The following is a 22,675-nucleotide window of genomic DNA, read 5'->3' on the forward strand; positions in this document are numbered from 1 at the left end:
GCCGGGCTCTCGGCACCCAAGGTGCCAGATCGGCAAGAGATAAGATCCACCCCACGCGTGGATGAGACGGCCCGGGGGCGCAGGCACCCGGGCCTTTCTTTTGCCCATCCCCCGCTCCTGCGACCGCCGGTCGCATTGCCGGTCCCCTGGCCTGCGCCCACCATCGGCGCAGCTTCCTTGCACGGGCAGGACATGGACGGATTCCCCTGGTTGCTGGTCGCGGCCGCCGGCAGTGCCATCGCGGCCCTGCTGCACATCGGCTGCATCGCCTTCGGCGCCGCGTGGTACAGGTACTTCGGCGCCGGCCCGCGCGTGGTCCGGCTGGCACACGCCGGGCACTGGTGGCCGCCGCTGATGACCGCCGGCATTACGGCCATGCTGGTGGCCTGGACGCTGTACGCACTGGCCGCCGCGGGCTGGCATTCGCCGCTGCCGGCTAGCCGCTGGGTTCTGCCCGCCATCGGTGCCTTGCTGCTGCTGCGCGCCACGATGGGCTTCGGCCTGGCACTGTTCCGCCCCGGCTACAACGGCGTGCGCTTCTGGGTGGTCAGCTCGCTGGCCTGCCTGGGCCTGGGCCTGGCCTTCACCCTGGGCGCCCACCAGGCCTGGCAGCGCCTGGGTTAGCCGCCCACCATCGCGCGGCCCTTGGGGCGACGGAAGCAACCGTCAAGCATCTGCTGATGCCGGTACGGCATGAGGTCGGTGCCGATCGGCCTGAACCGGACCGCGCCCGGCACGGTCGGGCCGCCGCTTGCGCCCTACAATGGGCGCATGCAGATCGGCCCGTACACCATTGCCCCCAACGTCGTGCTGGCGCCCATGGCCGGCGTCACCGACAAGCCCTTCCGCCTGCTGTGCAAACGGCTGGGCGCGGGGCTGGCCGCCTCGGAAATGACCATCAGCGACCCGCGCTTCTGGACCACGCGCAAGTCGATCCACCGCATGGACCATGACGGCGAGCCGGCGCCGATCAGCGTGCAGATCGCCGGTACCGAGCCGCAGCAGCTGGCCGACGCGGCCCGCTACAACGTGGACCATGGCGCGCAGATCATCGACATCAACATGGGCTGCCCGGCCAAGAAGGTGTGCAACGCGTGGGCGGGCTCGGCGCTGATGCGCGACGAGCAGCTGGTGGCGCGCATCCTCGAAGCCGTGGTCAACGCAGTGGACGTGCCGGTCACGCTGAAGATCCGCACCGGTTGGGACTGCGACCATCGCAATGGCCCGCTGATCGCGCGCATCGCCGAGGCCAGCGGCATCGCCGCGCTGGCCGTGCATGGCCGCACCCGCGACCAGCATTACACCGGCCAGGCCGAGTACGCCACCATCGGCGAGATCAAGGCCGCGCTGCGCATTCCGGTGATCGCCAACGGCGATATCGATTCGCCGCAGAAGGCGGCCTACGTGCTGCAGCAGACCGGGGTGGATGCAGTGATGATCGGCCGCTCCGCGCAGGGCCGGCCATGGATCTTCCGCGAAGTCGCGCACTACCTGGCCACCGGCGAGGAACTGCCACCGCCGTCGTTGGCGGAAGTGCGCGACATCCTGCTCGGCCACCTGCATGCCCTGCACGCGTTCTACGGCGAGCCGCAGGGCGTGCGCATCGCACGCAAGCACCTGGGCTGGTATGCCAAGGACCGGCCGGAAAATGCCGCCTTCCGCGCAGTGGTCAACCGCGCCGAAGACCCGCAGAGCCAGATCGCTCTGACCACCGAATACTTCGACCGCCTGATCGCCGGGGAACCGGCGTTGTCATCTGCTGCCTGAGCGTACTGCCACGCCGTCGAGTCGAGCTTGCCCGACAGAATTTCCAGAGCCGTCGAGCATGCTCGACGCTACAAGAGCCCGCCCCATGACCCCGCCGATTTCCTCCCCGACTTACCTGCACGGATTTTCCGGCACCGAACAGCAGCGCCTGATGACCCAGGCCCGGCTGCTGGAATCGAGCATCTTCGGCCAGATCGACTACAGCGGCGCGCGGCGCCTGCTGGAAGTCGGCAGTGGCGTCGGTGCGCAGACCGAGATCCTGCTGCGCCGCTTCCCCGAGCTGCACGTGACCGGCGTGGACCTGAGCGAAACGCAGCTGGCCACCGCGCGCGAGAACCTGGCGCGCACGCCGTGGTGCAGCGACCGCTACACCCTGCAGCAGGCCGACGCCGGCGAGCTGCCGTTCGAGGCACGCAGCTTCGACGCGGCGTTCCTGTGCTGGGTGCTGGAACACGTGCCTTCACCAGCGCGGGTGCTGAGCGAAGTGCGCCGCGTGCTGGCACCGGGTTCGCCGGTCTACATCACCGAGGTGATGAATGCCTCGTTCCTGCTCGACCCGTACTCGCCGCACATCTGGCGCTACTGGATGGCCTTCAACGACTTCCAGTACGACCACGGCGGCGACCCGTTCGTCGGCGCCAAGCTGGGCAACCTGCTGCTGGCCGGCGGCTTCCGCGACGTGCACACCGAGATCAAGACCATCCACCTGGACAACCGCGAACCGGCGCGTCGCAAGACGATGATCGCGTTCTGGGAACAACTGCTGCTGTCGGCGGCGGACCAGCTGCTGCAGGCCGGCTCGGTGGACGAGGAAACCGTGGAAGGCATGCGCCGCGAGTTCCGCCTGGTGCAGAACGACCCCAATGCGGTGTTCTTCTATTCGTTCGTGCAGGGCCGCGCCACGGTGTATTGAGCCGACGCGGCACTAATGGTCCCGCATCCACGCATGGCGTGGATCTACTCAACGGCGCCGGCTGCGGGCGCTGATCGACGCAGTAGAGCTACGCCATGCGTGGCTGCCACCGCCGATGTCCCTTCATCCACGCATGGCGTGGATCTACTCAACGGCACCGGCTGCGGGCGCTGATCGACGCAGTAGAGTCACGCCATGCGTGGCTGCCACCGCCGATGTCCCTTCATCCACGCATGGCGTGGATCTACTCAACGGCGCCGGCTGCGGGTGCTGATCGACGCAGTGGAGCTACGCCATGCGTGGCTGCCACCGCCGATGTCCCTTCATCCACGCATGGCGTGGATCTACCCAACGGCGCCGGCTGCGGGCGCTGAACGACGCAGTAGAGCCACGCCATGCGTGGCTGCCACCGCCGATGTCCCTTCATCCACGCATGGCGTGGATCTACTCAACGCCACCGGCTGCGGGCGCTGATCGACGCAGTAGAGCCACGCCATGCGTGGCTGCCACCGCCGATGTCCCTTCATCCACGCATGGCGTGGATCTACTCAACGGCACCGGCTGCGGGCGCTGATCGACGCAGTAGAGCCATGCCATGCGTGGCTGCCACCGTCGATGTCCCTTCATCCACGCATGGCGTGGATCTACTCAACGGCACCGGCTACGGGCGCATGCCAGATCCGCTGCCACATCGCGGCCAGCCGGCGACCGGCGTCGGCGCGCGCGGCCGGGCTGCGGTAATCCATCCGCACCTGCTCGGGAACGATCGCCCGCCACTGCCCGTCGGCCTGCTCGGCCACGACGAAGTTGAAGGTGTAGTCCGGCTCCAGGCCCATGCGCAGGTCACTCAGCACCAGCCGGCCGTCCACCACCCGTGCACGCATGAAGCCACGGTTGAACCACTGCAGCTGCTGCACCGCCGGGATGTCTCCCGCTTCGCGCAAGGCCTGCACGTTGGACGCATGGCCTTCGAACCGCATCGGCCCGTGGTCGGCCACCAGCGAGCGATCACCCACCACGTAGCCGTTGGGCGTCATCGCCACCACCCGCCACAGCAGGGTGTTGAACGGCATCGGCACCGAGAAGCGCGGCGCATCGCCCAGGCCCATCGCGGCCAGGCTCTGCTGTGCGGCACGGTCGACCTGTGCCTTGGCGATCAGGCCCCAGCCCAGGTAGCCACTGCTGATCAGCAGCGCCACGCCCAGCACCTTGCCCACCCACGGCCGGGCGCGGCCAAACCAGGCCAGCACGCAGCCCAGCAGCAGCCACACCGTGTAACCCGGGTCGATGATGAAGACACTGGAACCCATGGTCGGATGTGGCCGCAACGGCCACCACAGCTGCGTGCCATACACGGTGAACGCATCCAAAAGCGGATGGGTGACCAGCGCCAGCTGGATCGCCCAGAACCAGCGCACCGGTGACTGCGCGACACGGCCGTTGCCGAAGCGTTTGAACAGCCACCAGACCAGCGCCGCCACCCAGGGCAGCACCAGCAGCGAATGGCTGAAGCTGCGGTGCTCGATCATGTTCACCACCGGGTCGGCGGCGGTGAAGCCGAGCCACAGGGCGTCGAGGTCCGGCAGGGTGCCAAGCGCGGCACCGGCCAGCAGGGCCGCGCGGCGATGGCCGGGCGGAGCGATGGCAGCAGCGACGGCGCCGCCGAGCACGATCTGGGTCAATGAATCCATGGCCTGATGCTAGCCGCTTGCGGGCGCGCCGTCTCACTCCCGAACACCGCCTCTGTAGAGTCGACTGCCAGTCGACTGCTCTTCCGTCAGGTTGCGGAAACCGCGCGCTACGCGCGACAGTCGACGCTACGGAAACGGGTCATGCTGCCTGCGACAAGCGCGCGCCTGGCAGTTCCGCCAGGGTCTGGCCGTTGTGGTCCAGCAGGCGCAGCGCGCCATCATGGTCTTCGGCCAGTGCGGTCAGGCTCTCCACCCAGTCACCATCGTTGGCATAGACTAGGCCATCGCGTTCGAGCAGTGCGGCACGATGGATGTGGCCACAGACGATGCCGTCCAGGCCACGCCGGCGCACGTCGTCCAGCCCGGCCTGCACGAAGCGCTCGATGTAGCGTTCAGCGGCGCCGCTGCGCTTCTTCAGGAACTCCGACAGCGACCAGTAGCGCATGCCCAGCCGCCGCCGCACTGCATTCAAGGCCTGGTTGCCGGTCAGGATGCGGTAGTACAGCCAGTCGCCGAACTTTTCCTGCAGGCCGCCGAAGTGGGTCACGCCGTCGTACTCGTCGCCGTGCGCGACCAGCAACCGGCGGCCATCGGCGGTCACGTGGATGGCGCGGCGGCGCACCTGCATGGCCGGCAGCATCACCCCGCAGACGTGGCGCAGCGATGCGTCGTGGTTGCCGGGAATATAGATGATCTCGGTACCGGCACGGCGCAGCGCGTGCAGGGCCTGGATGACGTCGCTGTGCGACTGCCGCCAGTGGGCGCGGCGATGCGCCATCCACCACAGGTCGATGATGTCGCCGACCAGGTACAGCCGTTCGCAGCGCAGCTGCGACAGGAACCGTGCCAGCTCGGTGGCATGGCAATGACGTGAACCCAGGTGCACGTCGGAGACGAACACTGCGCGCCGGTGCGGCGACAGGTTCGCCAGCGTGCTCATGCCGGCGTCCCCGCGTCGCGCAGGTAGCGTTTGCGCTTGTTTGGCCGGATCGCGCACAGGTCCACTTCGATCAGGCCGTCGATCGAATCGCTGAAGTCCGGGTCGACGCCGAACGCAAGGAAACGTGCGCCGCCGGGTTCGCACAGATCGGTGTACTGCCGGTACAGCGTCGGCACGCCGGTGCCGAGCGCGGCCAGGTTGGCCTTGAGCACATCGAAGGCTGCGCCTGCATCCAGCTCGCCGAAACTGGGCGGCGCGGCGAAGTACTGGAACGGACGGTTCGATTCGGCCAGGCCGGCAATGCCGCTGTAGTAGCGCTGGTAGTACGCCACCAGCTGCTCGCGTGCCTCGCGCGGCAGCGCCGCGCTGATCGACACGGCGCCGAACAGGTAGCGGATGCCGGGCCGGCACTGCAGGTAGGCGCCGATGCCCTGCCACAGGTAATCCAGGCTGCGGCTGCCCCAGTAGTCGGGCACCACGAAGCTGCGGCCCAGTTCCAGGCCCTCGGCGATGTGGGTGATCGCATCGTCGGAATAGCGGAACAGGGACGCGCTGTAGAGCCCGGACAGGCCGTGCCGGGCCAGGGCCTGCGCACCGCGCATGATCCGGTAGGCACCGGCGATGCGCTGCGCGGCCGCGTCCCAGATCACGATGTGCTCGTACCGTGGGTCGTAGTCGTCCAGGTCGCGGCTGCGCCCGGTGCCCTCGCCGACCAGGCGGAATGTCAGCTCGCGCAGGCGGCCCAGCTCCAGCAGCAGCGGGGAACCGGCGGGGCAGGTGGCCAGCAGGATCTGCTTGCCATCGGCGGTCTGGCCCAGCTGGGTCGCTGCGGCAATGCCGGCGGCGACCCGCGAAGGCGGCACCGGCGCCGCCAACGGCTCGGGACCGGTGAACGCAGCGGCAGGGTCGGCCGCGCCGTTGCGGCCCAGCGCGTAAAGCGCACGGCGCACGGCCAGCAGCTGCGCGCCCGGGTCACCGCCCTTGCCCAGCTGCATCGGCTCGCCGATGCTCAGCCGCAGCGGGCGGCCACGACGGGTGAACATCTCACGTGCCAGCAGCGCGGTACCGGCCGGCTTGAACAGGGTCGAGGCGCCGTAGAACAGCGCCGAGTTGCGCGCCTCCACCCGTACCGGCAGCACCGGTGCCCCGGCGGCGCGGGCAAAGCGGACGAACCCGCGCTGCCAGCGGCCATCGCGGATGCCGCGCAGCGACAGGCGCGAGACCTCGCCGGCCGGGAACACGATCACGCACTGCTCGGCGGCCAACGCCTGCTCCACCGCATGCAGGCTGCCGCGCTGCGCCTTGCCGCCGAGAATGCGCACCGGCAGCAGCAGATCCTGCAGCGGTGCGATCGCCCCCAGCAGGTCATTGGCCACGATCCGCACGTCGCGGCGTATACGGCCGACCGCGTCCAGCAGCGCCAGCGCATCCAGGGCTCCGGAAGGGTGATTGGCGACGATCAACAGGCGGCCGGTGGCCGGAATCCTGGCCAGCGCGGCCGGATCCACCTGGTACTGGCCACCGATGAATTCCAGGCCGGCGGCGACGAAGCCGAAGCCGCGCAATCCCGCACTGCGCTGCAGGAAGGCTTCGATCTGGTCCAGCCGCGACCAGCGGCCGACGCTGCGCAGCAACGGCCGCGCCAGTTGGCCGCGACGGCCGTGGAACCAGTCGGGGAAACGTTGCTGGAGGCGCTGTTCGAGTTCCTGCATGGCGGATCCACGGATGCCCGGCGGCCGGATTGGCCGACAGCCTGCGCCCGCCAGGCGGCAGCCAGATGGCGGTTTCGGGGCAGAACGATGACGCCTGCCCCACCCTGCCGACGGACCCGCGACCTGCGCGGCCGGCCCCGGCAGCCCCCGCCCCGCTGTCACGCTGGTGGAACACTGGGCCCCGCGCCCGGGGCCCAATCCCGCTGGGACAGGCCCTGCAGGCCGACACGGGCTTAACCACCGGCAACCGGTACAGGTTCACAATGCACAGGCGGCGCACCCCGTGTATCATGCGCGCCCATCTTTCCATCCGAATCAAGGGATATTACGCCTGATGTCCAGCTATCTCTTCACCTCCGAGTCGGTCTCCGAAGGCCATCCGGACAAGGTTGCCGACCAGATCTCCGATGCGGTGCTGGACGCGATCCTGACCCAGGACCAGCGCGCCCGCGTGGCCTGCGAGACCATGGTCAAGACCGGCGTTGCCATCGTGGCCGGTGAAATCACCACCAGCGCCTGGATCGACCTGGAAGCGCTGACCCGCAAGGTCATCACGGACATCGGCTATGACAGCTCCGACGTCGGCTTCGACGGCGCCACCTGCGGCGTGCTGAACCTGATCGGCAAGCAGTCGCCGCACATCGCCCAGGGCGTGGACCGCAAGAAGCCGGAAGAAATGGGCGCGGGCGACCAGGGCCTGATGTTCGGCTATGCCACCAACGAGACCGACAGCTACATGCCGGCCGCGATCCACCTGTCGCACCGCCTGGTCGAGCAGCAGGCCAAGATCCGCAAGAAGAAGAACTCGCCGCTGTCGTGGCTGCGCCCGGACGCCAAGAGCCAGGTCACCCTGCGCTATGAGAACGGCGTGGTCTCGGCCATCGACGCCGTGGTCCTGTCGACCCAGCACGCCCCGGGCATCAAGCAGAAGGACCTCATCGAGGCCGTCCGCGAAGAGATCATCAAGCCGGTGCTGCCGGCCAAGTGGCTGCACAAGGGCACCAAGTTCCACATCAACCCGACCGGCAAGTTCGAGATCGGCGGCCCGGTGGGCGACTGCGGCCTGACCGGCCGCAAGATCATCGTCGACACCTACGGCGGCTGGGCCCGTCACGGTGGTGGCGCATTCTCCGGCAAGGACCCGTCCAAGGTCGACCGTTCGGCGGCCTACGCGGCCCGCTACGTCGCCAAGAACGTGGTCGCCGCCGGCCTGGCCGACCGTTGCGAAGTGCAGGTCTCCTACGCCATCGGCGTGGCTGAGCCGACCTCGATCTCGGTCACCACCTTCGGCACCGGCAAGATCAGCGACGACAAGATCGAGAAGCTGATCCGCAAGCACTTCGATCTGCGCCCGTACGGCATCATCAAGATGCTGGACCTGATCCACCCGATGTACCAGCAGACCGCGGCCTATGGCCACTTCGGCCGCAAGCCGAAGGAGTTCAGCTACCTCAACGGCGAAGGCGAGACCGTCAACGCCACGGCCTTCTCCTGGGAGAAGACCGACCGCGCCGCCGCCCTGCGCGCCGATGCGAAGCTGAAGTAAGACAGACGAAGGGCCGCGCAAGCGGCCCTTCTCTTTTCTGGTAGAGCCGGCCGCTGGCCGGCTTTTTCATGGCCTCCGGAAACAATCGCGCGGTTGCCGGCCAGCGGCCGGCCCTACCCGGTTGCCGATACAATCGCCCCATGTCGACCGAACTGAAAACCCACCAGCTGTCCATGACCGTGCTGATGTCGCCGGAGATGGCCAATTTCTCCGGCAAGGTCCACGGCGGTGCCATCCTGCGGCTGCTCGACCAGGTCGCCTACGCCTGCGCCAGCCGTTACGCCGGCAGCTACGTGGTCACCCTGTCGGTGGACCAGGTGATGTTCCGCCAGCCCATCGCGGTGGGCGAGCTGGTCACCTTCCTGGCCTCGGTGAATTACACCGGCACCTCGTCGATGGAGATCGGCATCAAGGTGGTGGCCGAGGACATCCTCAAACGCAGCGTGCGCCACGCCAACAGCTGCTTCTTCACCATGGTGGCGGTGGATGAGGAAGGCCGGCCGACGCCCGTCCCGTCCTTGCAGCCGGCAACGTCCGACGAAAAACGCCGCCAGGCCGCAGCACAGATCCGCCGCCAGCTGCGCCAGGAAATGGAGCAGCGCCATCTGGAACTGCTGGCATCGAATCCGCCGTCGCCGGAAGAATGAGGTAGTGCCGGCCGCTGGCCGGCAACCTCGTGCGTGCCGCCAAACATCATGAGGTTGCCGGCCAGCGGCCGGCACTACCGCGACACCTCAACCGGTGTTCTGCACGCCCTGCGAAACGCCGTTCACGCACGCCACCAGCGCGCGCAGCAGATCGTCATCCTCGCGCCCGCTGGCCCGCCAGCGCTGCAGCAGGTCGACCTGCAGCACGCTGATCGGGTCGACGTAGGGATTGCGCAGGCGGATCGACAATGCCAGACGCGCATCGTGGTCCAGCAGCGTCTGCTGGCCCATCAACGCCAGCAGCCAGTGCCGGGTGAGTTCCAGTTCGCGCTGCACCTGCGGGAAGAACCGGCCGTGCAGGTCGCCCGACAACCGCGAGAACTGCTCGGCGATGGTGATATCGCCCTTGGACAGCACCATCGCGATGTCGTCCAGGAAGGTGCGGAAAAACGGCCAGTCTCGCGCCATGTCGCGCAGGGTCTGTTCGTGGCCGGCATCGACCGCCGCCTGCAGGCCGCTGCCCACGCCGTACCAGCCGGGAATGACGGCACGCGCCTGGCTCCAGGCGAACACCCACGGAATCGCACGCAGGTTGCCCAGCGCGGCATCCTGGCCGAGCCGACGCGACGGCCGCGAGCCCAGCGTCATCCGCTCGATCACGTCGATCGGCGTGGCGGTACGGAAGTAATCCATGAAACCGGCCTGGCCAACGAAGGCGCGATACACCTCGCTGCTGGCAGAGGCGACCGCGTCCATCACCGGCCGCCAGTCGTCCTCGCGGGGTTCGGCGGCACGCGGGCGCAGGCTGGCGCGCAGCACCGCACCGGTGGCCTGTTCCAGCGACCGCAGCGCCAGCGCACGGATGCCGTACTTACGGTGGATCACCTCGCCCTGCTCGGTCACCCGCAGGCGGCCATCGATGCTGCCGCGCGGCGACGCATCGACCGCATGCGTGGTCTTGCCGCCACCGCGGCTGATCGAGCCGCCACGGCCATGGAAGAAGGTCAGGCGGATGCCCGCCTCGGCTGCCACCTCCAGCAGTTCCACCTGCGCACGTTGCAGGCCCCAGCGCGAGGCGGCGATGCCACCGTCCTTGCTGCTGTCCGAATAGCCGAGCATCACCATCTGCACGTCCTCGCGCGCACGCAGGTGAGCGCGGTACACCGGATCGGCCAGCAGGTCACGCAGGGTCGCCGTGCCGCGCTTGAGGTCGTCCACCGTCTCGAACAGCGGCGCGATGTCCAGCGGGACTGATCCATTGCCTTCCACCAGCCCGCCACGGCGCGCCAGCGCCAACACCGCCAGCACGTCGCTGCGGTCGTGTGCCATCGAGATGATGTAGCTGCCCAGCGCGTCACCACCGTGGCGCGCACGCGCATCAGCCAGTGCGGCGAACACCGCGTCCAGGCGCCGGTTGCCTTCGTCGTCGCCCTTCGGCAACGGGGCCTCACCGCTGGCATGCGGGGCCAGCAGGCGCGCGCGGCCCAAGGCATCCAGATCCTCCCACGCCGCGTCGCCGCCCAGCACTGCGGCCAGCGCGCGCGCATGCACGCTCGATTCCTGGCGCACGTCCAGCCGTGCCAGATGGAAGCCGAAGGTCTTCACCCGCCACAGCAGGCGTTGCACAGCGAAGCCACCGGCATGTTCACCGCGGTTCGCGCGTAGGCTGTCCAGGATCAGCTGTACGTCGTCGATCAGTTCGTCGGGACCGGCATAGGCGCCTTCGCCATCCTCCAGCGTAGCCTGCAGGCGTGCGCGCATGCGGTCGTTGAGCAGGCGGTACGGCATGTCCGCATGGCGCGGCCGCGACTGCACCTGCGGCAGCAGCTGCTGGTAGTGCGCCACACGCGCCTGCAGCGCCTCGCTCACGCCCACCCGCTCGGTGGACTGGCTGAGCAGGCTGGCCAGCTGCAGCAGTTCCTTCTGGTAGCGCCCCAGCACTGCCTGCCGCTGCGCATCCAGCGTGTTGCGGATGGTGTGCGCGTCCACGTTCGGGTTGCCGTCCATGTCGCCGCCCACCCAGGTACCGAAGCGCAGCAGGCGCGGCAGCGGCAGTTCCTCGCCGTAGGTATCACGCAGCGCCTGCTGCAGCGATTCGTACAGCACCGGAATCACCCGGTACAGCACCTGCACCAGGTAGAAGCCGACGTGCTCGCGCTCGTCGTCGACGGTGGGCCGCACCGGCGAGGAGTCGGTGGTCTGCCACGAAGCGGTCAGCGCCATGCGGAAGCGCGCGGCATCGGCGGCGGCTTCCCCCGGCGTGCGCTGGCCGTCGAGGTTGTCGACCAGGCTGGCCACCATCAGCTGCTCTTTTTCCAGCAGCGCGCGGCGCACGGCTTCGGTCGGGTGCGCGGTGAACACCGGCTCGATGTCGATGCGCGGCAGCCACTGCGCCAGTTCGTCCAGCGTCACGCCCTGCGCCTTCAGGTGCTGCAGCGCATCCTGCAGGCCATCGGGCTGCGGCGCGGTGGTGCCCGCGCGCTGGTAATCGCGGCGGCGGCGGATGCGATGCACGCGCTCGGCGATGTTGACCACCTGGAAGTAGGTGCTGAACGCCCGCACCATGGTTTCGGCCTGCTGCGGCGTGCGCCCGGCCAGCCCTTCGGCCAGCTCCGACAGCGGCGCCTGGTTCTCGCGGCGGGCGATGGCGCGGGTGCGCACGTCCTCGACATCATCGAGGAACGCGGCCGATACCTGTTCGACCAGCAGGTCGCCGACCAGTGCGCCGAGCCGGCGCACGTCATCGCGAAGCGGAAGATCGGGAGAAGCAAACTCGATGCTGCTGCGGTACTCGTTCATCGGCGACGCACAGGCCTCGGTCAACGGATCCAGACCCCAAGCCTATCCCAGATCGGGCGTCGTGCTGCGATGCAAAAATGGTTTCATCTGGTAGTGCCGGCCGCCGGCCGGCAACCTCAGGCGGCGTGGGTCCATGAGGTTGCCGGCCAGCGGCCGGCACTACCCGGTCCCGTCAGCGCTTCTTCTTCGCCGTGCCCTGCGCGGCCGGGCCGATGGTCTGCTCCAGCCAGCGCTCGCTCTCGGCCAGCATGGTCATGATCGATTCGCGTGCGCGGTAGGCATGCGATTCGTTGGGCAGCATCACCAGCCGCGCGGTGCCACCCAGGCCCTTCACCGCGGCGAACATGCGCTCGCTCTGGATCGGGAACGTGCCGGAGTTGTTGTCGTCCACGCCGTGGATGAACAGGATCGGATCCTTGATCCTGTCGGCGTAGTTGAACGGCGCCATCTTCTGGTAGACGTCCTGTGCCTGCCAGTAGTTGCGCTCCTCGGCCTGGAAGCCGAACGGCGTGAGCGTGCGGTTGTAGGCGCCGCTGCGTGCGATGCCGGCCTTGAACAGGCGGGTGTGTGCCAGCAGGTTGGCCGTCATGAACGCACCGTAGGAGTGGCCGCCAATGGCGATGTGATCGCGATCGGTCACGCCACGGCGCACCACCTCATCCACCGCGGCCTGCGCGTTGGCGACCAGCTGTTCGATATAGGTATCGTTCGGCTCCTTGTCGCCCTCGCCGATGATCGGCATCGACGGACTGGCCAGCACCACGTAGCCCTTGGCCAGGAACGCCTGCGGGCCCCAGTAACTGATCGCATTGAAGCGGTACGGCGAATCGGTGACCTGGCTGGCCGCGGCCGCGCTCTTGAACTCGCCCGGATAGGCCCACATCAGCAGCGGGCGCGGACCATCGCGCCTGGGGTCGTAGCCCGGCGGCAGCAGCAGGGTCGCGGTCAGGTCGACGCCGTCCTTGCGCTTGTAGCGGATCTGCTCCTTCTGCACGCCCTTCAGCTGCGGCAGCGGATGGGCAAAGTGGGTCAGTGCGCGCGGCGCGGCGCTGGCATCGGCCAGCGACTGCACGAAGAAATTGGCCGGCTCGTCCGGGCTCTCACGGCTCAGCAGCAACGAGCTGCCCTGGTTGTCCAGCAATGCCACCGGCAGCGAATAGCTCGGCGCCTGCGAGTGGAACAGGCGCGTTGCCTTGCCCGTGGCGAGGTCGAAGCGATCCACGAACGGACGGTCGCCTTCGGGCGACGCGCCGGCGCCGGCCAGGTACAGGCTGCCGCCATCGGGGCTGGTCTGCAGCAGCGAACGGCCGCGCTCGTCGCTGGCCAGCAGCGGCCGGCCCGGATCGGCGTAGCGGTCCTGCGCATCGCGATCCCACAGCAGGCGCGGTTCGGCGCTGGCAGTGTCCGGGGCGATCAGCCAGGTCTTGGTCCTGCGGGTCTTCCACCACGATTCGGTCAGCACGGCCAGGTCACCGCGGCCCCAGCTGATGCCGGCCAGGCGGCTGCCCAGCTGGGCCAGCGTCACCGGCGGCTTGTCGAACGGCGCGGCCTGCATCAGCACCGCGTCGCGCACCTTGGCGTCCCTGTTCGGGTCGCCACCATCCTGCGCTTCGGCCCAGACCAGGGTGGCATCGGCATCCCCCCGCCAGCTGATGTCGCGCACGCCGGTCACTTCGGCATCGTTGCCGGTCGGCAGGCCTTCCACCAGCGGCCGCACCGCCACGGTGTGCACCAGCGTGCCGCTGGCGCGGTCGATCACTTCGATGCGGCGCGGGAAGCTGCTCACCGGCACCACATAGGAATACGGGCGCTGCACCGGCTGGCGCAGCACGAAGCGGCCATCGGGCGACACCGAGAAGCCCATGAAGATGCCGGCCGCACCGATCGCGCGGGTGCGCCCGTCCAGGCTGACTTCCACCGGCTGGGTGGTGGCGTAGTAGTCGAACTGGCGCGCATCGGCTTCGTTCTTCAGCAGGTCCTGGTAGGTCCGGATCGACACGACGCCGCCGTCCTGGCGGGTCTGCTGCACGGCCGGGCCGGTCGGGATGCCGTCGGCGGCCGGGGCGGGCCCCAGGTTCGCCGGGCGGGTGAACACCACCAGCCCCCGACTGTCCGGCAACCACTGGTAGCCACTGCCGATGACAGTGTTCAAGCCCGCAACCAGGCGGCGGGCGCTGCCGGCGGCCACGTCCACCAGCCACAGTTCGTTGGCGCCGCTGGTGGCGTCGACCTGGTTGAAAGCGAGCCACTTCTGGTCCGGCGACCACATCAGGCTGGCGATCGACAGCGTGGCCGGCAGGCCGCTGATCGGCCGTTCCTTGCCATCGGCCACGTTCATCAGCCACAGCTTCTCGCCGAAGCTGAAGCGGCTGTCGGAGAACGTGCGCGGGTTGATGCGCAGGCCGGCCAGCTTCAACTCCGGTTGCGCCACCACCTGGATCGACGGCAGCGACGGCATCTGCATCATCGCGGCCACGTCCCGGCGCGGCGACAGGAACAGCGACGGCGCGCGCGGCGCATCGACCACCGCCTGCAACGCCGCCGAGGGCAGTTCGTAGCCGGTGACGCCCTGGGCCTGCGCTGCAGCAGGCTGCGGCGCCACCGCCGAGGCCAGCGGGGCCACTGCCAGCAGTCCCATCGACAGGACCAGGCCGGTCCAGCGCCGCGTACGGCGCGCGTGCATGCTCATCGTTCCACCTGTGTGATGCGTGAAAACACCGACCTTAACAGCCCATGCACGCTTGCCCACCTGCCGATGGTTGGGTCATCCGGATGTCACGCCGAGGCCGCGATATAATGGGGGTTCTCCCCTGCCGAGGGGCGCTGCGACCGGATCCCCCGAGGCCCGGCCAGGCTCGGTAAGGTGGCTTTGTAACAACGGCGCCCGGCCAGATGCGAGCACCCGCTCGCCCACAACCGGAGCACATCAATGAACGCTGTTGCCAAGACCTTCTCCACCGAAGGTGATTACAAGATCCGCGACATCACGCTGGCCGACTGGGGCCGCAAGGAACTGGACATCGCCGAGCACGAGATGCCGGGCCTGATGTCGATCCGCCGCAAGTACCAGGCCGAGCTGCCGCTGAAGGGCGTGCGCGTGACCGGCTCGCTGCACATGACCATCCAGACCGCGGTGCTGATCGAGACCCTGAAGGACATCGGCGCCGACGTGCGCTGGGCCTCGTGCAACATCTTCTCGACCCAGGACCACGCGGCCGCCGCCATTGCCGCCACCGGCACCCCGGTGTTCGCCTGGAAGGGCGAGACCCTGGAGGAGTACTGGGACTGCACCCTGGACGCGCTGACCTTCACCCTGGCCGACGGCACCCTGACCGGCCCGGAGCTGGTGGTGGACGACGGTGGTGACGTGACCCTGCTGATCCACAAGGGCTACGAGCTGGAAAACGGCAGCGACTGGGTCAACACCGCCTCGTCCTCGCACGAAGAACAGGTCATCAAGAACCTGCTCAAGCGCGTGGCCAAGGAGCGCCCGGGTTACTGGGGCCGCGTGGTCAAGGACTGGAAGGGCGTCTCCGAAGAGACCACCACCGGCGTGCACCGCCTGTACCAGCTGGCCCAGGCCGGCACCCTGCTGATCCCGGCGATCAACGTCAACGACTCGGTCACCAAGAGCAAGTTCGACAACCTGTACGGCTGCCGCGAGTCGCTGGCCGATGGCCTGAAGCGCGCGATGGACGTGATGCTGGCCGGCAAGGTGGCCGTGGTCTGCGGCTATGGCGACGTCGGCAAGGGCTGCGCCGCCTCGCTGCGTGCCTACGGCGCGCGCGTGATCGTCACCGAGATCGACCCGATCTGCGCCCTGCAGGCGGCGATGGAAGGCTACGAAGTCAACACCATCGAATCGACCCTGGGCCGTGCCGACCTGTACGTCACCACCACCGGCAACCGCGACATCATCCGCATCGAGCACCTGAGCGCGATGAAGGACCAGGCCATCGTCTGCAACATCGGCCACTTCGACAACGAGATCCAGGTCGACGCACTGGTGTCCTACCCGGGCATCAAGCACGTCAACATCAAGCCGCAGGTGGACAAGTACATCTTCCCGAACGGCAATGCGATCTTCCTGCTGGCCGAAGGCCGCCTGGTGAACCTGGGCTGCGCCACCGGCCACCCGAGCTTCGTGATGTCCAACAGCTTCGCCAACCAGACCCTGGCACAGATCGACCTGTGGGCGAACAAGGACAGCTACGAGAAGAAGGTCTACCTGCTGCCGAAGAAGCTGGACGAGGAAGTGGCCCGCCTGCACCTGGAGAAGATCGGCGTGAAGCTGACCACCCTGACCCAGGACCAGGCCGACTACATCGGCGTGCCGGTGGAAGGCCCGTTCAAGCCGGACCACTACCGCTACTGATGCCTACGGGGTGCCGGTCAGCGGCCGGCACTACCGGTGCATGCGAAGAACGGAACGGGCGCCTGCGGGCGCCCGTTCTGCGTTTGCGTGCGGCCGGACACCGCGCATCCTCACCCGGAGCGGCAACAATAGCCTCGGTCAAGGCAACGCCCCTACGCCACGCTACGATGCCTGCATGACCCCGGCCATCAACCTGCTCAAGCGCGAGAAGATCGCCCACACCGTGCGCAGCTACGTGCACGACGCCCACGCCGAATCGTATGGCGGCGAAGCCGTCGACAAGCTCGGCCTCGACCCGGCCCAGGTGTTCAAGACTCTGCTGGCCAGTACCGAGGCCCACGAACTGCTGGTGGCGATCGTGCCGGTGGCCGGCCAGCTCGACCTGAAGGCGCTGGCCGAAGCGGCCGGCTGCAAGAAGTGCGAGATGGCCGCCGCCGACGCCGCACAGCGCGCGACCGGCTACCTGGTCGGCGGCATCAGCCCACTGGGGCAGAAGAAGCGCCTGCGCACGTTCCTGGATGCCAGCGCGCAGGCGTTGCCCACGCTGCACGTCAGCGCCGGCCGCCGAGGCCTGGAAGTGGAACTGGCGCCGGCCGACCTGCTGCGCCTGACCGCTGGCCACTTCGCCGCCATCGGCAAGGCACGCTGATGCGCTGGCCCTGGACTGCCCGCCCAATACCGCGGCTGGACGATGCGCAGGCCGATGTGCTGCTGCAGGACCTGCTGTCGCGCGACGCCGAGCGCATCACCGACGCCGCCCGCGTCGTCGCACGACTGTTCAGTGCACCGTCGCTGGACGCATTGGCCGCGCATGTGGACCTGATCGAACGCAGCTGCCAGGGCATCGCTTTCGGCGGCATGCTGATCAGCAACCAGGCGCATCTGGAGGCGGCCCTGAAACGGCTGCGTTACTGGCAGGCGCACGCAGGCTGCCTGTGCGCGCTCAATCCCGGCTACCCGTTCTTCGATCCGCGCCGCCTGATCGAACAAGGACAGATGCAGCTGCTCGCGTTGCAGGCGGCCGAGGAGGGTTGGGGCGATTGCCACATCGTTGCCTGCACGCACTGCGGCCAGCATTGGCAGGCCATCGACCGCGAGTACCACTACCCGTGGTGGGAGTGGAAAGCTGCCTGAAGGCCAGGCAGCCACGCATGGCGTGGCTTCACTGCGGCCCGTACATTTACGCGATGCGTGGATGACCAATGCCGCTCAGGGCCGCCAGTTGGCGTTGTTCTCCCAGAACGCAACGGCGCGCCGGTAGGCCTCGCGGTCCAGTGGTACGCCGGAACCGCCCTCTTCCACGCCCAGCGCATTGCGCATCATCGTGATCGGCGCCATCGGCACCTCTTCCGGTTCGGCGGTATAGATGCAACCGACGATGCCCCACTCGGCCTCGATCGGCGAGCCTTCCTTGGCCAGCTGCCCGGCGCTGTACAGGATCACCACCAGGTAGTTCGCACGCGGCGACTCCACGCCCTCGAACCAGCGCACCAGTACCGGCAGTTCGTCGCGATTGCGTGCCTCGTAACCACTGCGCAGCAGATGGCGGTTGGCCTCGGTGATCGGCACGGTCAGGCAGCGCGTGCTGGTCCAGTTCTCGTAGACGAACAGTTTGCAGAACGGTGCATAGCCGTCCAGCACCTTCAGCGGCGCGTGCGCGTTGAGGTGCGCCTCGAACTGTTCGGCAGTGCAGTCCTGGATCGTGTTGCCACGCGGTACGCGCGGGAACAGGCGGGGACGGGCGAAATCGGTGAGGACGATGGACATGGCGCGGCGTGATCTGGGAATCCGCTGCACAGGGTAACCGCTGGCAGCGCCTACAGCGCCATCCGCTCGCGCAGCTCCCGCGCCTGCCGCCGCGACACCTCCACCTCGCTGCCATCCTCCAGCGTCAGGTCGTAGCCATCGCCGATGCTGGGCGCTATGCCGCGGATACGGCGCAGATTGACCAGCGTGTTGCGGTTGGCACGGAAGAACAGCTCCTGCGGCAAGCGAGCCTCCAGCGCGCTCAGGCTGCGGGTCAGCAACGCGTTCTGGTCGCGGAACCACAGCCGCGTGTAGTTGCCGTCCACCACCAGCCTGCGGATCTCCGAGACCGCGACGAACCAGCAGCGTTCGCCCTCGCGCACGAACACCTGGTCCTGCGCAGCCAGCGTGCTGCGCAGTGCCGGCGCCCCGCTCGCCCCTACGTTGCGCTCGCGCGCGCGCTCCAGTGCTTCCAACAGGCGCGGTGCCTCCACCGGCTTCACCAGATAGTCCAGCGCGTTGGCCTGGAACGCGCGCACCGCGTAGCTGTCATAGGCGGTGACGAAGACCACCGCCGGCACTGCCTCCAGGCCCTCCAGCACTTCGAAGCCGCTGCCGGAAGGCATCTGCACGTCCAGCAGCACCAGGTCCGGCGCCAGCGCGGCGATCGCCTCGCGTGCGGCGGGCACGTCGTCGGCTTCGCCGACGCACTGCACCCACGGCAGCGCCGACAACAGCGTACGCAGTTCCTGCCGCGCCAGCCGCGCATCATCCACGATCAACACGCGCAGCATGCCACTCATTGTGGAATCTCCAGCAGGGCCTGTATGCGGTCACCGACCGGCTGCAGCACGAATCGGCCACGCGTGCCCAGCTGCGCACGCAGGTAGGCCAGGCCGACGCCATGGCCATGGGCGGGTTCGCTGCCGGTTGCACGTGGATTCTCCACCTGCAACCGCAGCACGTCATTGTCCAGCGTGGCGCGGATCTGTATCTCGCCGCCGCCGGGGCGGCTGGCGATACCGTGCTTGATCGCGTTCTCCACCAGCAACTGCAACGCCATCGCCGGCAGCTGCGCCTGCGTGGCATCGGCATCGATCTGCTGCCGCACCTGCAGGCGCTGTTCGAAATGGACCGCCTCGATGGCCAGGTAATCGTCGACCACCGCCAGTTCCTCGGCCAACGTCACCTGCTCGCTGCGGTTGTGCGCCAGCGCCTGGCGCAGCGTGCGCGACAGCCGCGTGACCATGTCGCGCGCACGCTCGGGATCTTCCAGGATCAGCGCGCGCAGGTTGTTCAGCGCATTGAACATGAAGTGCGGATTGAGCCGCGCACGCAATGCGTCACGTTCCAGCGCACTGCGTTCGGCTTCGGCGCGCAGGCGTGCCAGTTCGGCGCCGCGTACGCGGCGAAGGCTGTGCAGGCTTGCCCAGAGCGCGGTCCACAGTGCCAGCATCACCGCCGTGGTGTACCAGTAGAGCAGCAGCGCCTTGGGGCTGAAGTCGGCCACCTGGCGACCGATGTCCACCCATCCCCAGGCCAGCGCTGCGTGCAACGCGATGTTCACCAGCAACTGTGCCAACGCAGCGCCTGCGCCCACCGACAGCGCCAGTCGCAGCAGCAGCCCGGCGGTCCCGCGCGACCACCAGCCGGCGCGCAGGGCCAGGGCGCGGATGCCGCCGCTGCACGCGAACAGGGTCAGCGCCAGGCCGACCGTGATCAATGCACCCGCACTTCCGGCGTCGGCGAGGTAGGCATGCCGCAAGCCAAGTCCCGCGACGCCATAAAGCGCCCATACCAGTGCATTGAGCAGCCAGAAGCGTACCGTCGAGGAGGAAGCCGGCATGTCCATTCCGAGGCGTGGTGAAACTCAGGGGTGGCGGTCGAGGAAGGCCTGCACCTGCCCGTGCAGCCAGCGCGGATCATCCCACATCAGGAAGTGGAAACCCTGCGCGCTCATTGCGATCTGCACGCCCTGCAGCTTCGCGTACTGGGCCTGGAAGACGGCGCGGGTGCTTTCCTCGGTGCCGCCCATCGGCTGGTAGCCGGCCCAGCTGCCGAGCACCAGTGTCGGTGCGGTGATCGACGCAATGCTGTCGCGAAGGTCGGTGGTCATGACCGCATGCATGGCATCGGCCGTGGTCTGGCGGTCGCTGGCTTCGCCCCAGCGTCCCAGTTCGGCCTGGCGCTGCGGATCGCGGGTCATGCCCGGCAGGCCCGCCTTCAACTGCGCTTGCCATTGCACTGCGTCCGCGGCCAGCATGCCCTTGCGCAGCTGGGCAGCCATTGGCCGTACGCTGGCCGCCGTGGCCTGCGGGTCGCGTGCCGCAGGCAGGAACGGCAAGGCATCGACCACCATCAGCGCACCGACCGTCTTCGGCTCGGCCTGCGCCATCTGCAGGCCCAACAGGCCCCCCAGGCTGTGGCCGATCACCGCCGGATGGTCCAGCTTCTGGTCATGCACATAGGCCAGCAGCTGGTCGCGCATGGCCGGAAGGAAATCCGCCGGCCGCGGGTCTGCCGGCGCGGCGCCGGCAAACCCCGGCAGCTGCACCAGGTGGCACTGGACATCCTTGAGGGCCCGGCAGGTCCCGCGCCAGACCTCGGCGCTGCTGTTGAGACCGGGGATCATCAGCAGCGGGCGGCCCTTGCCGACTACCTCGACCTGCACCTTGCCAGCGCTCGCGCCGGTGGCGGCATGTGCGGAACCGGAGCCCAGCACGGCCATCGCCATGCCGATCATCGCCAGTCGGGCCAGGGCGTTCATTGCGTACCAGAGTGCCAGCAAGATCTTCATCGTCTGCTCCTTCGTCGGGTGGGTGCTGCCGGGATGGGAACAGCGTGGCGCCGGCGCGGGGCCGCCGGTTGCGATTCCGGAGCGACGGCCGGTCGCCGCCGCGAACGGTCGCGTACCCCGGACGAGCCGCCCTCACACCGCAATCGCACATTCATCTTGATGAAGCGATATACTGATCCGCACCCGCCGCCGCCGCCCGTGCCATGACTGCCATCAGCTTCGAGTTCTATCCGCCCAAGACCGACGAACAGCGCAGCCAGCTGGACCGCGCCGCGGCCAGGCTGAAGGACTACAGCCCCGAGTACGTGTCCTGTACCTTCGGTGCCGGTGGCTCGACCCTCAGCTACACCTCCGAGACCGTGCGCCACCTCAACCAGCACCACGGCTTCGAGGCGGCACCGCATCTGTCCTGCGTCGGCGGCACCCGCCAGGAAATCCGCGAACTGCTCAAGCTGTACCGCGCCATCGGCTGCCATCGCCTGGTCGCGCTGCGTGGCGACCTGCCCTCCGGCATGGGCTTCCCCGGCGACATGCGCTATGCCGCCGAGCTGATCGAGTTCATCCGCGCCGAGCACGGCGATGCCTTCCGCATCGAGGTCGGCGCCTACCCGGAGACCCACCCACAGGCCTCCGATGCACTGGCCGACCTGAAGCACTTCAAGGCCAAGATCGATGCCGGCGCCGACGCGGCGATCACCCAGTATTTCTACAACCCGGATGCGTATTTCCATTTCGTCGATGCCGTACGCCGGCTCGGCGTGCAGGTGCCGATCACGCCCGGCATCATGCCGATCGCCAACTTCAGCCAGCTGCGCCGCTTTTCCGAACAATGCGGTGCGGAAATTCCGCGCTGGATCAGCCGCAAGATGCAGGCCTATGGCGATGACGCCGAATCGGTGCGCGCGTTCGGTACCGAAGTGGTGGCCAGGCTGTGCCAACGCCTGGTCGAGGGGGGCGCGCCGGGCCTGCACTTCTACACCTTGAACCTGGCCAAGCCGACCACGTCGGTGTTGAAGCTGCTGCACGGCTGAAAGCACGCCATCTGGCCACGATCGGCGCTACCCTGCGGCGATGAACCGGCTTTCCTTCCTGTTGCTGCTGTGGTTGTGCTCGGCATCGAGCGTTGTCCATGCGCAGTCCACGCGCTTGAACCGCTGCACCGATGCGCAGGGCCAGAGCGTGTATACCGACCGGCCCTGCGACAGCGTCGGCGCCCGATCACGATTGCCACCGCCCGCGCCCGCCGGCAACACCCCGCCGCGCGACACCCTGGGTGCGCGCTGCCCGCGGCGGCTGAGCGAACTGGTGGAGGCGCTGCGTACCGGCATCGTCAGCAACGATGTGAACCGGCTGTCCTCACTGTACCTGTGGGGCGCGGTTTCCGACGCGGGCGCACAGCGCATCCTCGGCCAGTTGGAATCGTTGGCGCGGCGGCCGCTGGTGGACGTGGTGCCGGTGTATCCGTCACAGGGGCTGGTGGCCTCGCAGGAGGACGGTCAGAGCGCTGCGGCGCAGGAATCCGACCCCGAGCCGCCTGCGGCGCGCCATCCGATCGGCCTGCGCTTGGAACAGACGCTGCCCGGCAGCGTGTCGCGCGCGTCGACCGTGCTGGGGTTGCGGCGGCAATACGGGTGTTTCTGGATCACGTTGTGATCGGAGGAGCCGGACCTTTTCCAGCGAAAAGGGCTCTGACCCCGGATCTCGGCCATGGGGTCAGAGCCCTGCTGCGCAGGGATCTGACC

The 22,675-nt window shown here is 68.3% G+C and carries 19 protein-coding genes and 1 riboswitch; of the genes, 10 read left to right on the forward strand and 9 right to left on the reverse strand.

Going from position 1 to position 22,675, the window contains the following annotated elements:
* Nucleotides 1–192: 192 nt before the first annotated feature.
* From LRM18_RS18675 to LRM18_RS18685, 3 genes are all read left to right on the forward strand, one after another.
* Complete coding sequence (locus LRM18_RS18675; protein ID WP_049468180.1) at nt 193–624, forward strand: hypothetical protein; 432 nt, start codon at nt 193–195, stop codon at nt 622–624.
* A 147-nt stretch (nt 625–771) separates the two neighbouring features.
* Nucleotides 772–1,767, forward strand: coding sequence for a tRNA dihydrouridine synthase DusB (gene dusB / locus LRM18_RS18680; RefSeq protein ID WP_057494388.1), 996 nt, complete (start codon nt 772–774; stop codon nt 1,765–1,767).
* Between the two features lie 85 nt (nt 1,768–1,852).
* Nucleotides 1,853–2,680, forward strand: a complete 828-nt coding sequence (locus LRM18_RS18685) for a class I SAM-dependent methyltransferase (protein ID WP_005408109.1) — start codon at nt 1,853–1,855, stop codon at nt 2,678–2,680.
* Nucleotides 2,681–3,324: 644 nt separating this feature from the next.
* Here the strand turns inward: LRM18_RS18685 and LRM18_RS18690 are convergent.
* The 3 genes from LRM18_RS18690 to LRM18_RS18700 form a co-directional block, all read right to left on the reverse strand.
* Nucleotides 3,325–4,371, reverse strand: a complete 1,047-nt coding sequence (locus LRM18_RS18690) for a metal-dependent hydrolase (protein ID WP_270955256.1) — start codon at nt 4,369–4,371, stop codon at nt 3,325–3,327.
* A gap of 139 nt (nt 4,372–4,510) precedes the next feature.
* Complete coding sequence (locus LRM18_RS18695; protein WP_150827554.1) at nt 4,511–5,311, reverse strand: UDP-2,3-diacylglucosamine diphosphatase; 801 nt, start codon at nt 5,309–5,311, stop codon at nt 4,511–4,513.
* Nucleotides 5,308–7,023, reverse strand: coding sequence for a lysophospholipid acyltransferase family protein (locus tag LRM18_RS18700; protein ID WP_270955257.1), 1,716 nt, complete (start codon nt 7,021–7,023; stop codon nt 5,308–5,310). Before LRM18_RS18700 ends, LRM18_RS18695 begins: the two co-directional genes overlap by 4 nt.
* A 334-nt stretch (nt 7,024–7,357) precedes the next feature.
* Between LRM18_RS18700 and metK the strand changes: the two genes are divergently transcribed.
* Both metK and LRM18_RS18710 read left to right on the forward strand, forming a co-directional pair.
* Nucleotides 7,358–8,569, forward strand: a complete 1,212-nt coding sequence (gene metK, locus LRM18_RS18705) for a methionine adenosyltransferase (RefSeq protein ID WP_005408103.1) — start codon at nt 7,358–7,360, stop codon at nt 8,567–8,569.
* Between the two features lie 140 nt (nt 8,570–8,709).
* Nucleotides 8,710–9,216, forward strand: coding sequence for an acyl-CoA thioesterase (locus tag LRM18_RS18710; RefSeq protein WP_049468190.1), 507 nt, complete (start codon nt 8,710–8,712; stop codon nt 9,214–9,216).
* A gap of 87 nt (nt 9,217–9,303) precedes the next feature.
* Here the strand turns inward: LRM18_RS18710 and ppc are convergent, their stop codons facing one another.
* Nucleotides 9,304–12,015 carry a phosphoenolpyruvate carboxylase gene (gene ppc, locus LRM18_RS18715; RefSeq protein ID WP_270955258.1) on the reverse strand — a complete coding sequence of 904 codons (2,712 nt, stop codon included), beginning with the start codon at nt 12,013–12,015 and terminating at the stop codon, nt 9,304–9,306.
* Nucleotides 12,016–12,187: 172 nt separating this feature from the next.
* Nucleotides 12,188–14,704 carry a prolyl oligopeptidase family serine peptidase gene (locus LRM18_RS18720; RefSeq protein ID WP_270955259.1) on the reverse strand — a complete coding sequence of 839 codons (2,517 nt, stop codon included), beginning with the start codon at nt 14,702–14,704 and terminating at the stop codon, nt 12,188–12,190.
* 120 nt (nt 14,705–14,824) lie between these two features.
* Nucleotides 14,825–14,908, forward strand: a riboswitch (S-adenosyl-L-homocysteine riboswitch).
* A 36-nt stretch (nt 14,909–14,944) separates the two neighbouring features.
* Here LRM18_RS18720 and ahcY point away from each other — a divergent pair.
* The 3 genes from ahcY to LRM18_RS18735 all read left to right on the forward strand — a co-directional run bounded on the left by ahcY (nt 14,945) and on the right by LRM18_RS18735 (nt 17,524).
* On the forward strand, nt 14,945–16,390 hold the full coding sequence (gene ahcY / locus LRM18_RS18725; protein WP_053462184.1) for an adenosylhomocysteinase: 1,446 nt from the start codon (nt 14,945–14,947) through the stop codon (nt 16,388–16,390).
* Nucleotides 16,391–16,565: 175 nt separating this feature from the next.
* On the forward strand, nt 16,566–17,039 hold the full coding sequence (gene ybaK / locus LRM18_RS18730; RefSeq protein ID WP_057494302.1) for a Cys-tRNA(Pro) deacylase: 474 nt from the start codon (nt 16,566–16,568) through the stop codon (nt 17,037–17,039).
* Entirely contained in the window at nt 17,039–17,524 is a 486-nt protein-coding gene (locus tag LRM18_RS18735; RefSeq protein ID WP_057494301.1) for a hypothetical protein, read from the forward strand. The genes ybaK and LRM18_RS18735 overlap by 1 nt, the downstream gene beginning before the upstream one ends.
* Before the next feature lie 75 nt (nt 17,525–17,599).
* On the opposite strand, the gene LRM18_RS18740 is transcribed toward LRM18_RS18735, so the two are convergent.
* From LRM18_RS18740 to LRM18_RS18755, 4 genes are read right to left on the reverse strand one after another with little or no spacing between them, the layout of a single operon-like run.
* Nucleotides 17,600–18,157: a DUF3228 family protein gene (locus LRM18_RS18740; RefSeq protein ID WP_270955260.1), complete on the reverse strand. Its 558-nt coding sequence runs from the start codon at nt 18,155–18,157 to the stop codon at nt 17,600–17,602.
* A 50-nt stretch (nt 18,158–18,207) separates the two neighbouring features.
* Nucleotides 18,208–18,939 carry a LytTR family DNA-binding domain-containing protein gene (locus LRM18_RS18745; RefSeq protein WP_270955261.1) on the reverse strand — a complete coding sequence of 244 codons (732 nt, stop codon included), beginning with the start codon at nt 18,937–18,939 and terminating at the stop codon, nt 18,208–18,210.
* Nucleotides 18,936–19,982, reverse strand: a complete 1,047-nt coding sequence (locus LRM18_RS18750) for a histidine kinase (RefSeq protein WP_270955262.1) — start codon at nt 19,980–19,982, stop codon at nt 18,936–18,938. Before LRM18_RS18750 ends, LRM18_RS18745 begins: the two co-directional genes overlap by 4 nt.
* Before the next feature lie 24 nt (nt 19,983–20,006).
* Nucleotides 20,007–20,933: an alpha/beta hydrolase gene (locus tag LRM18_RS18755; RefSeq protein ID WP_270955263.1), complete on the reverse strand. Its 927-nt coding sequence runs from the start codon at nt 20,931–20,933 to the stop codon at nt 20,007–20,009.
* 203 nt (nt 20,934–21,136) lie between these two features.
* Here LRM18_RS18755 and metF point away from each other — a divergent pair, with 203 nt between their 5' ends.
* Together metF and LRM18_RS18765 are read left to right on the forward strand one after the other, a co-directional pair.
* Entirely contained in the window at nt 21,137–21,964 is an 828-nt protein-coding gene (gene metF / locus LRM18_RS18760) for a methylenetetrahydrofolate reductase [NAD(P)H] (RefSeq protein ID WP_049468206.1), read from the forward strand.
* 40 nt (nt 21,965–22,004) lie between these two features.
* On the forward strand, nt 22,005–22,586 hold the full coding sequence (locus LRM18_RS18765) for a DUF4124 domain-containing protein (protein ID WP_270955264.1): 582 nt from the start codon (nt 22,005–22,007) through the stop codon (nt 22,584–22,586).
* The last annotated feature ends 89 nt before the right edge of the window (nt 22,587–22,675 follow it).

The organism is Stenotrophomonas sp. PI_27, assembly GCF_027854495.1.
Classification (GTDB): domain Bacteria; phylum Pseudomonadota; class Gammaproteobacteria; order Xanthomonadales; family Xanthomonadaceae; genus Stenotrophomonas; species Stenotrophomonas pavanii.

Bases quoted from the DNA above. Each gene is read 5' to 3' on its own strand.
- LRM18_RS18675 (WP_049468180.1), top strand. From the start codon at position 193: ATGGACGGATTCCCCTGGTTGCTGGTCGCGGCCGCCGGCAGTGCCATC.
- dusB (WP_057494388.1), top strand. From the start codon at position 772: ATGCAGATCGGCCCGTACACCATTGCCCCCAACGTCGTGCTGGCGCCC.
- LRM18_RS18685 (WP_005408109.1), top strand. From the start codon at position 1,853: ATGACCCCGCCGATTTCCTCCCCGACTTACCTGCACGGATTTTCCGGC.
- LRM18_RS18690 (WP_270955256.1), bottom strand. From the start codon at position 4,371: ATGGATTCATTGACCCAGATCGTGCTCGGCGGCGCCGTCGCTGCTGCC.
- LRM18_RS18695 (WP_150827554.1), bottom strand. From the start codon at position 5,311: ATGAGCACGCTGGCGAACCTGTCGCCGCACCGGCGCGCAGTGTTCGTC.
- LRM18_RS18700 (WP_270955257.1), bottom strand. From the start codon at position 7,023: ATGCAGGAACTCGAACAGCGCCTCCAGCAACGTTTCCCCGACTGGTTC.
- metK (WP_005408103.1), top strand. From the start codon at position 7,358: ATGTCCAGCTATCTCTTCACCTCCGAGTCGGTCTCCGAAGGCCATCCG.
- LRM18_RS18710 (WP_049468190.1), top strand. From the start codon at position 8,710: ATGTCGACCGAACTGAAAACCCACCAGCTGTCCATGACCGTGCTGATG.
- ppc (WP_270955258.1), bottom strand. From the start codon at position 12,015: ATGAACGAGTACCGCAGCAGCATCGAGTTTGCTTCTCCCGATCTTCCG.
- LRM18_RS18720 (WP_270955259.1), bottom strand. From the start codon at position 14,704: ATGAGCATGCACGCGCGCCGTACGCGGCGCTGGACCGGCCTGGTCCTG.
- ahcY (WP_053462184.1), top strand. From the start codon at position 14,945: ATGAACGCTGTTGCCAAGACCTTCTCCACCGAAGGTGATTACAAGATC.
- ybaK (WP_057494302.1), top strand. From the start codon at position 16,566: ATGACCCCGGCCATCAACCTGCTCAAGCGCGAGAAGATCGCCCACACC.
- LRM18_RS18735 (WP_057494301.1), top strand. From the start codon at position 17,039: ATGCGCTGGCCCTGGACTGCCCGCCCAATACCGCGGCTGGACGATGCG.
- LRM18_RS18740 (WP_270955260.1), bottom strand. From the start codon at position 18,157: ATGTCCATCGTCCTCACCGATTTCGCCCGTCCCCGCCTGTTCCCGCGC.
- LRM18_RS18745 (WP_270955261.1), bottom strand. From the start codon at position 18,939: ATGAGTGGCATGCTGCGCGTGTTGATCGTGGATGATGCGCGGCTGGCG.
- LRM18_RS18750 (WP_270955262.1), bottom strand. From the start codon at position 19,982: ATGCCGGCTTCCTCCTCGACGGTACGCTTCTGGCTGCTCAATGCACTG.
- LRM18_RS18755 (WP_270955263.1), bottom strand. From the start codon at position 20,933: ATGAAGATCTTGCTGGCACTCTGGTACGCAATGAACGCCCTGGCCCGA.
- metF (WP_049468206.1), top strand. From the start codon at position 21,137: ATGACTGCCATCAGCTTCGAGTTCTATCCGCCCAAGACCGACGAACAG.
- LRM18_RS18765 (WP_270955264.1), top strand. From the start codon at position 22,005: ATGAACCGGCTTTCCTTCCTGTTGCTGCTGTGGTTGTGCTCGGCATCG.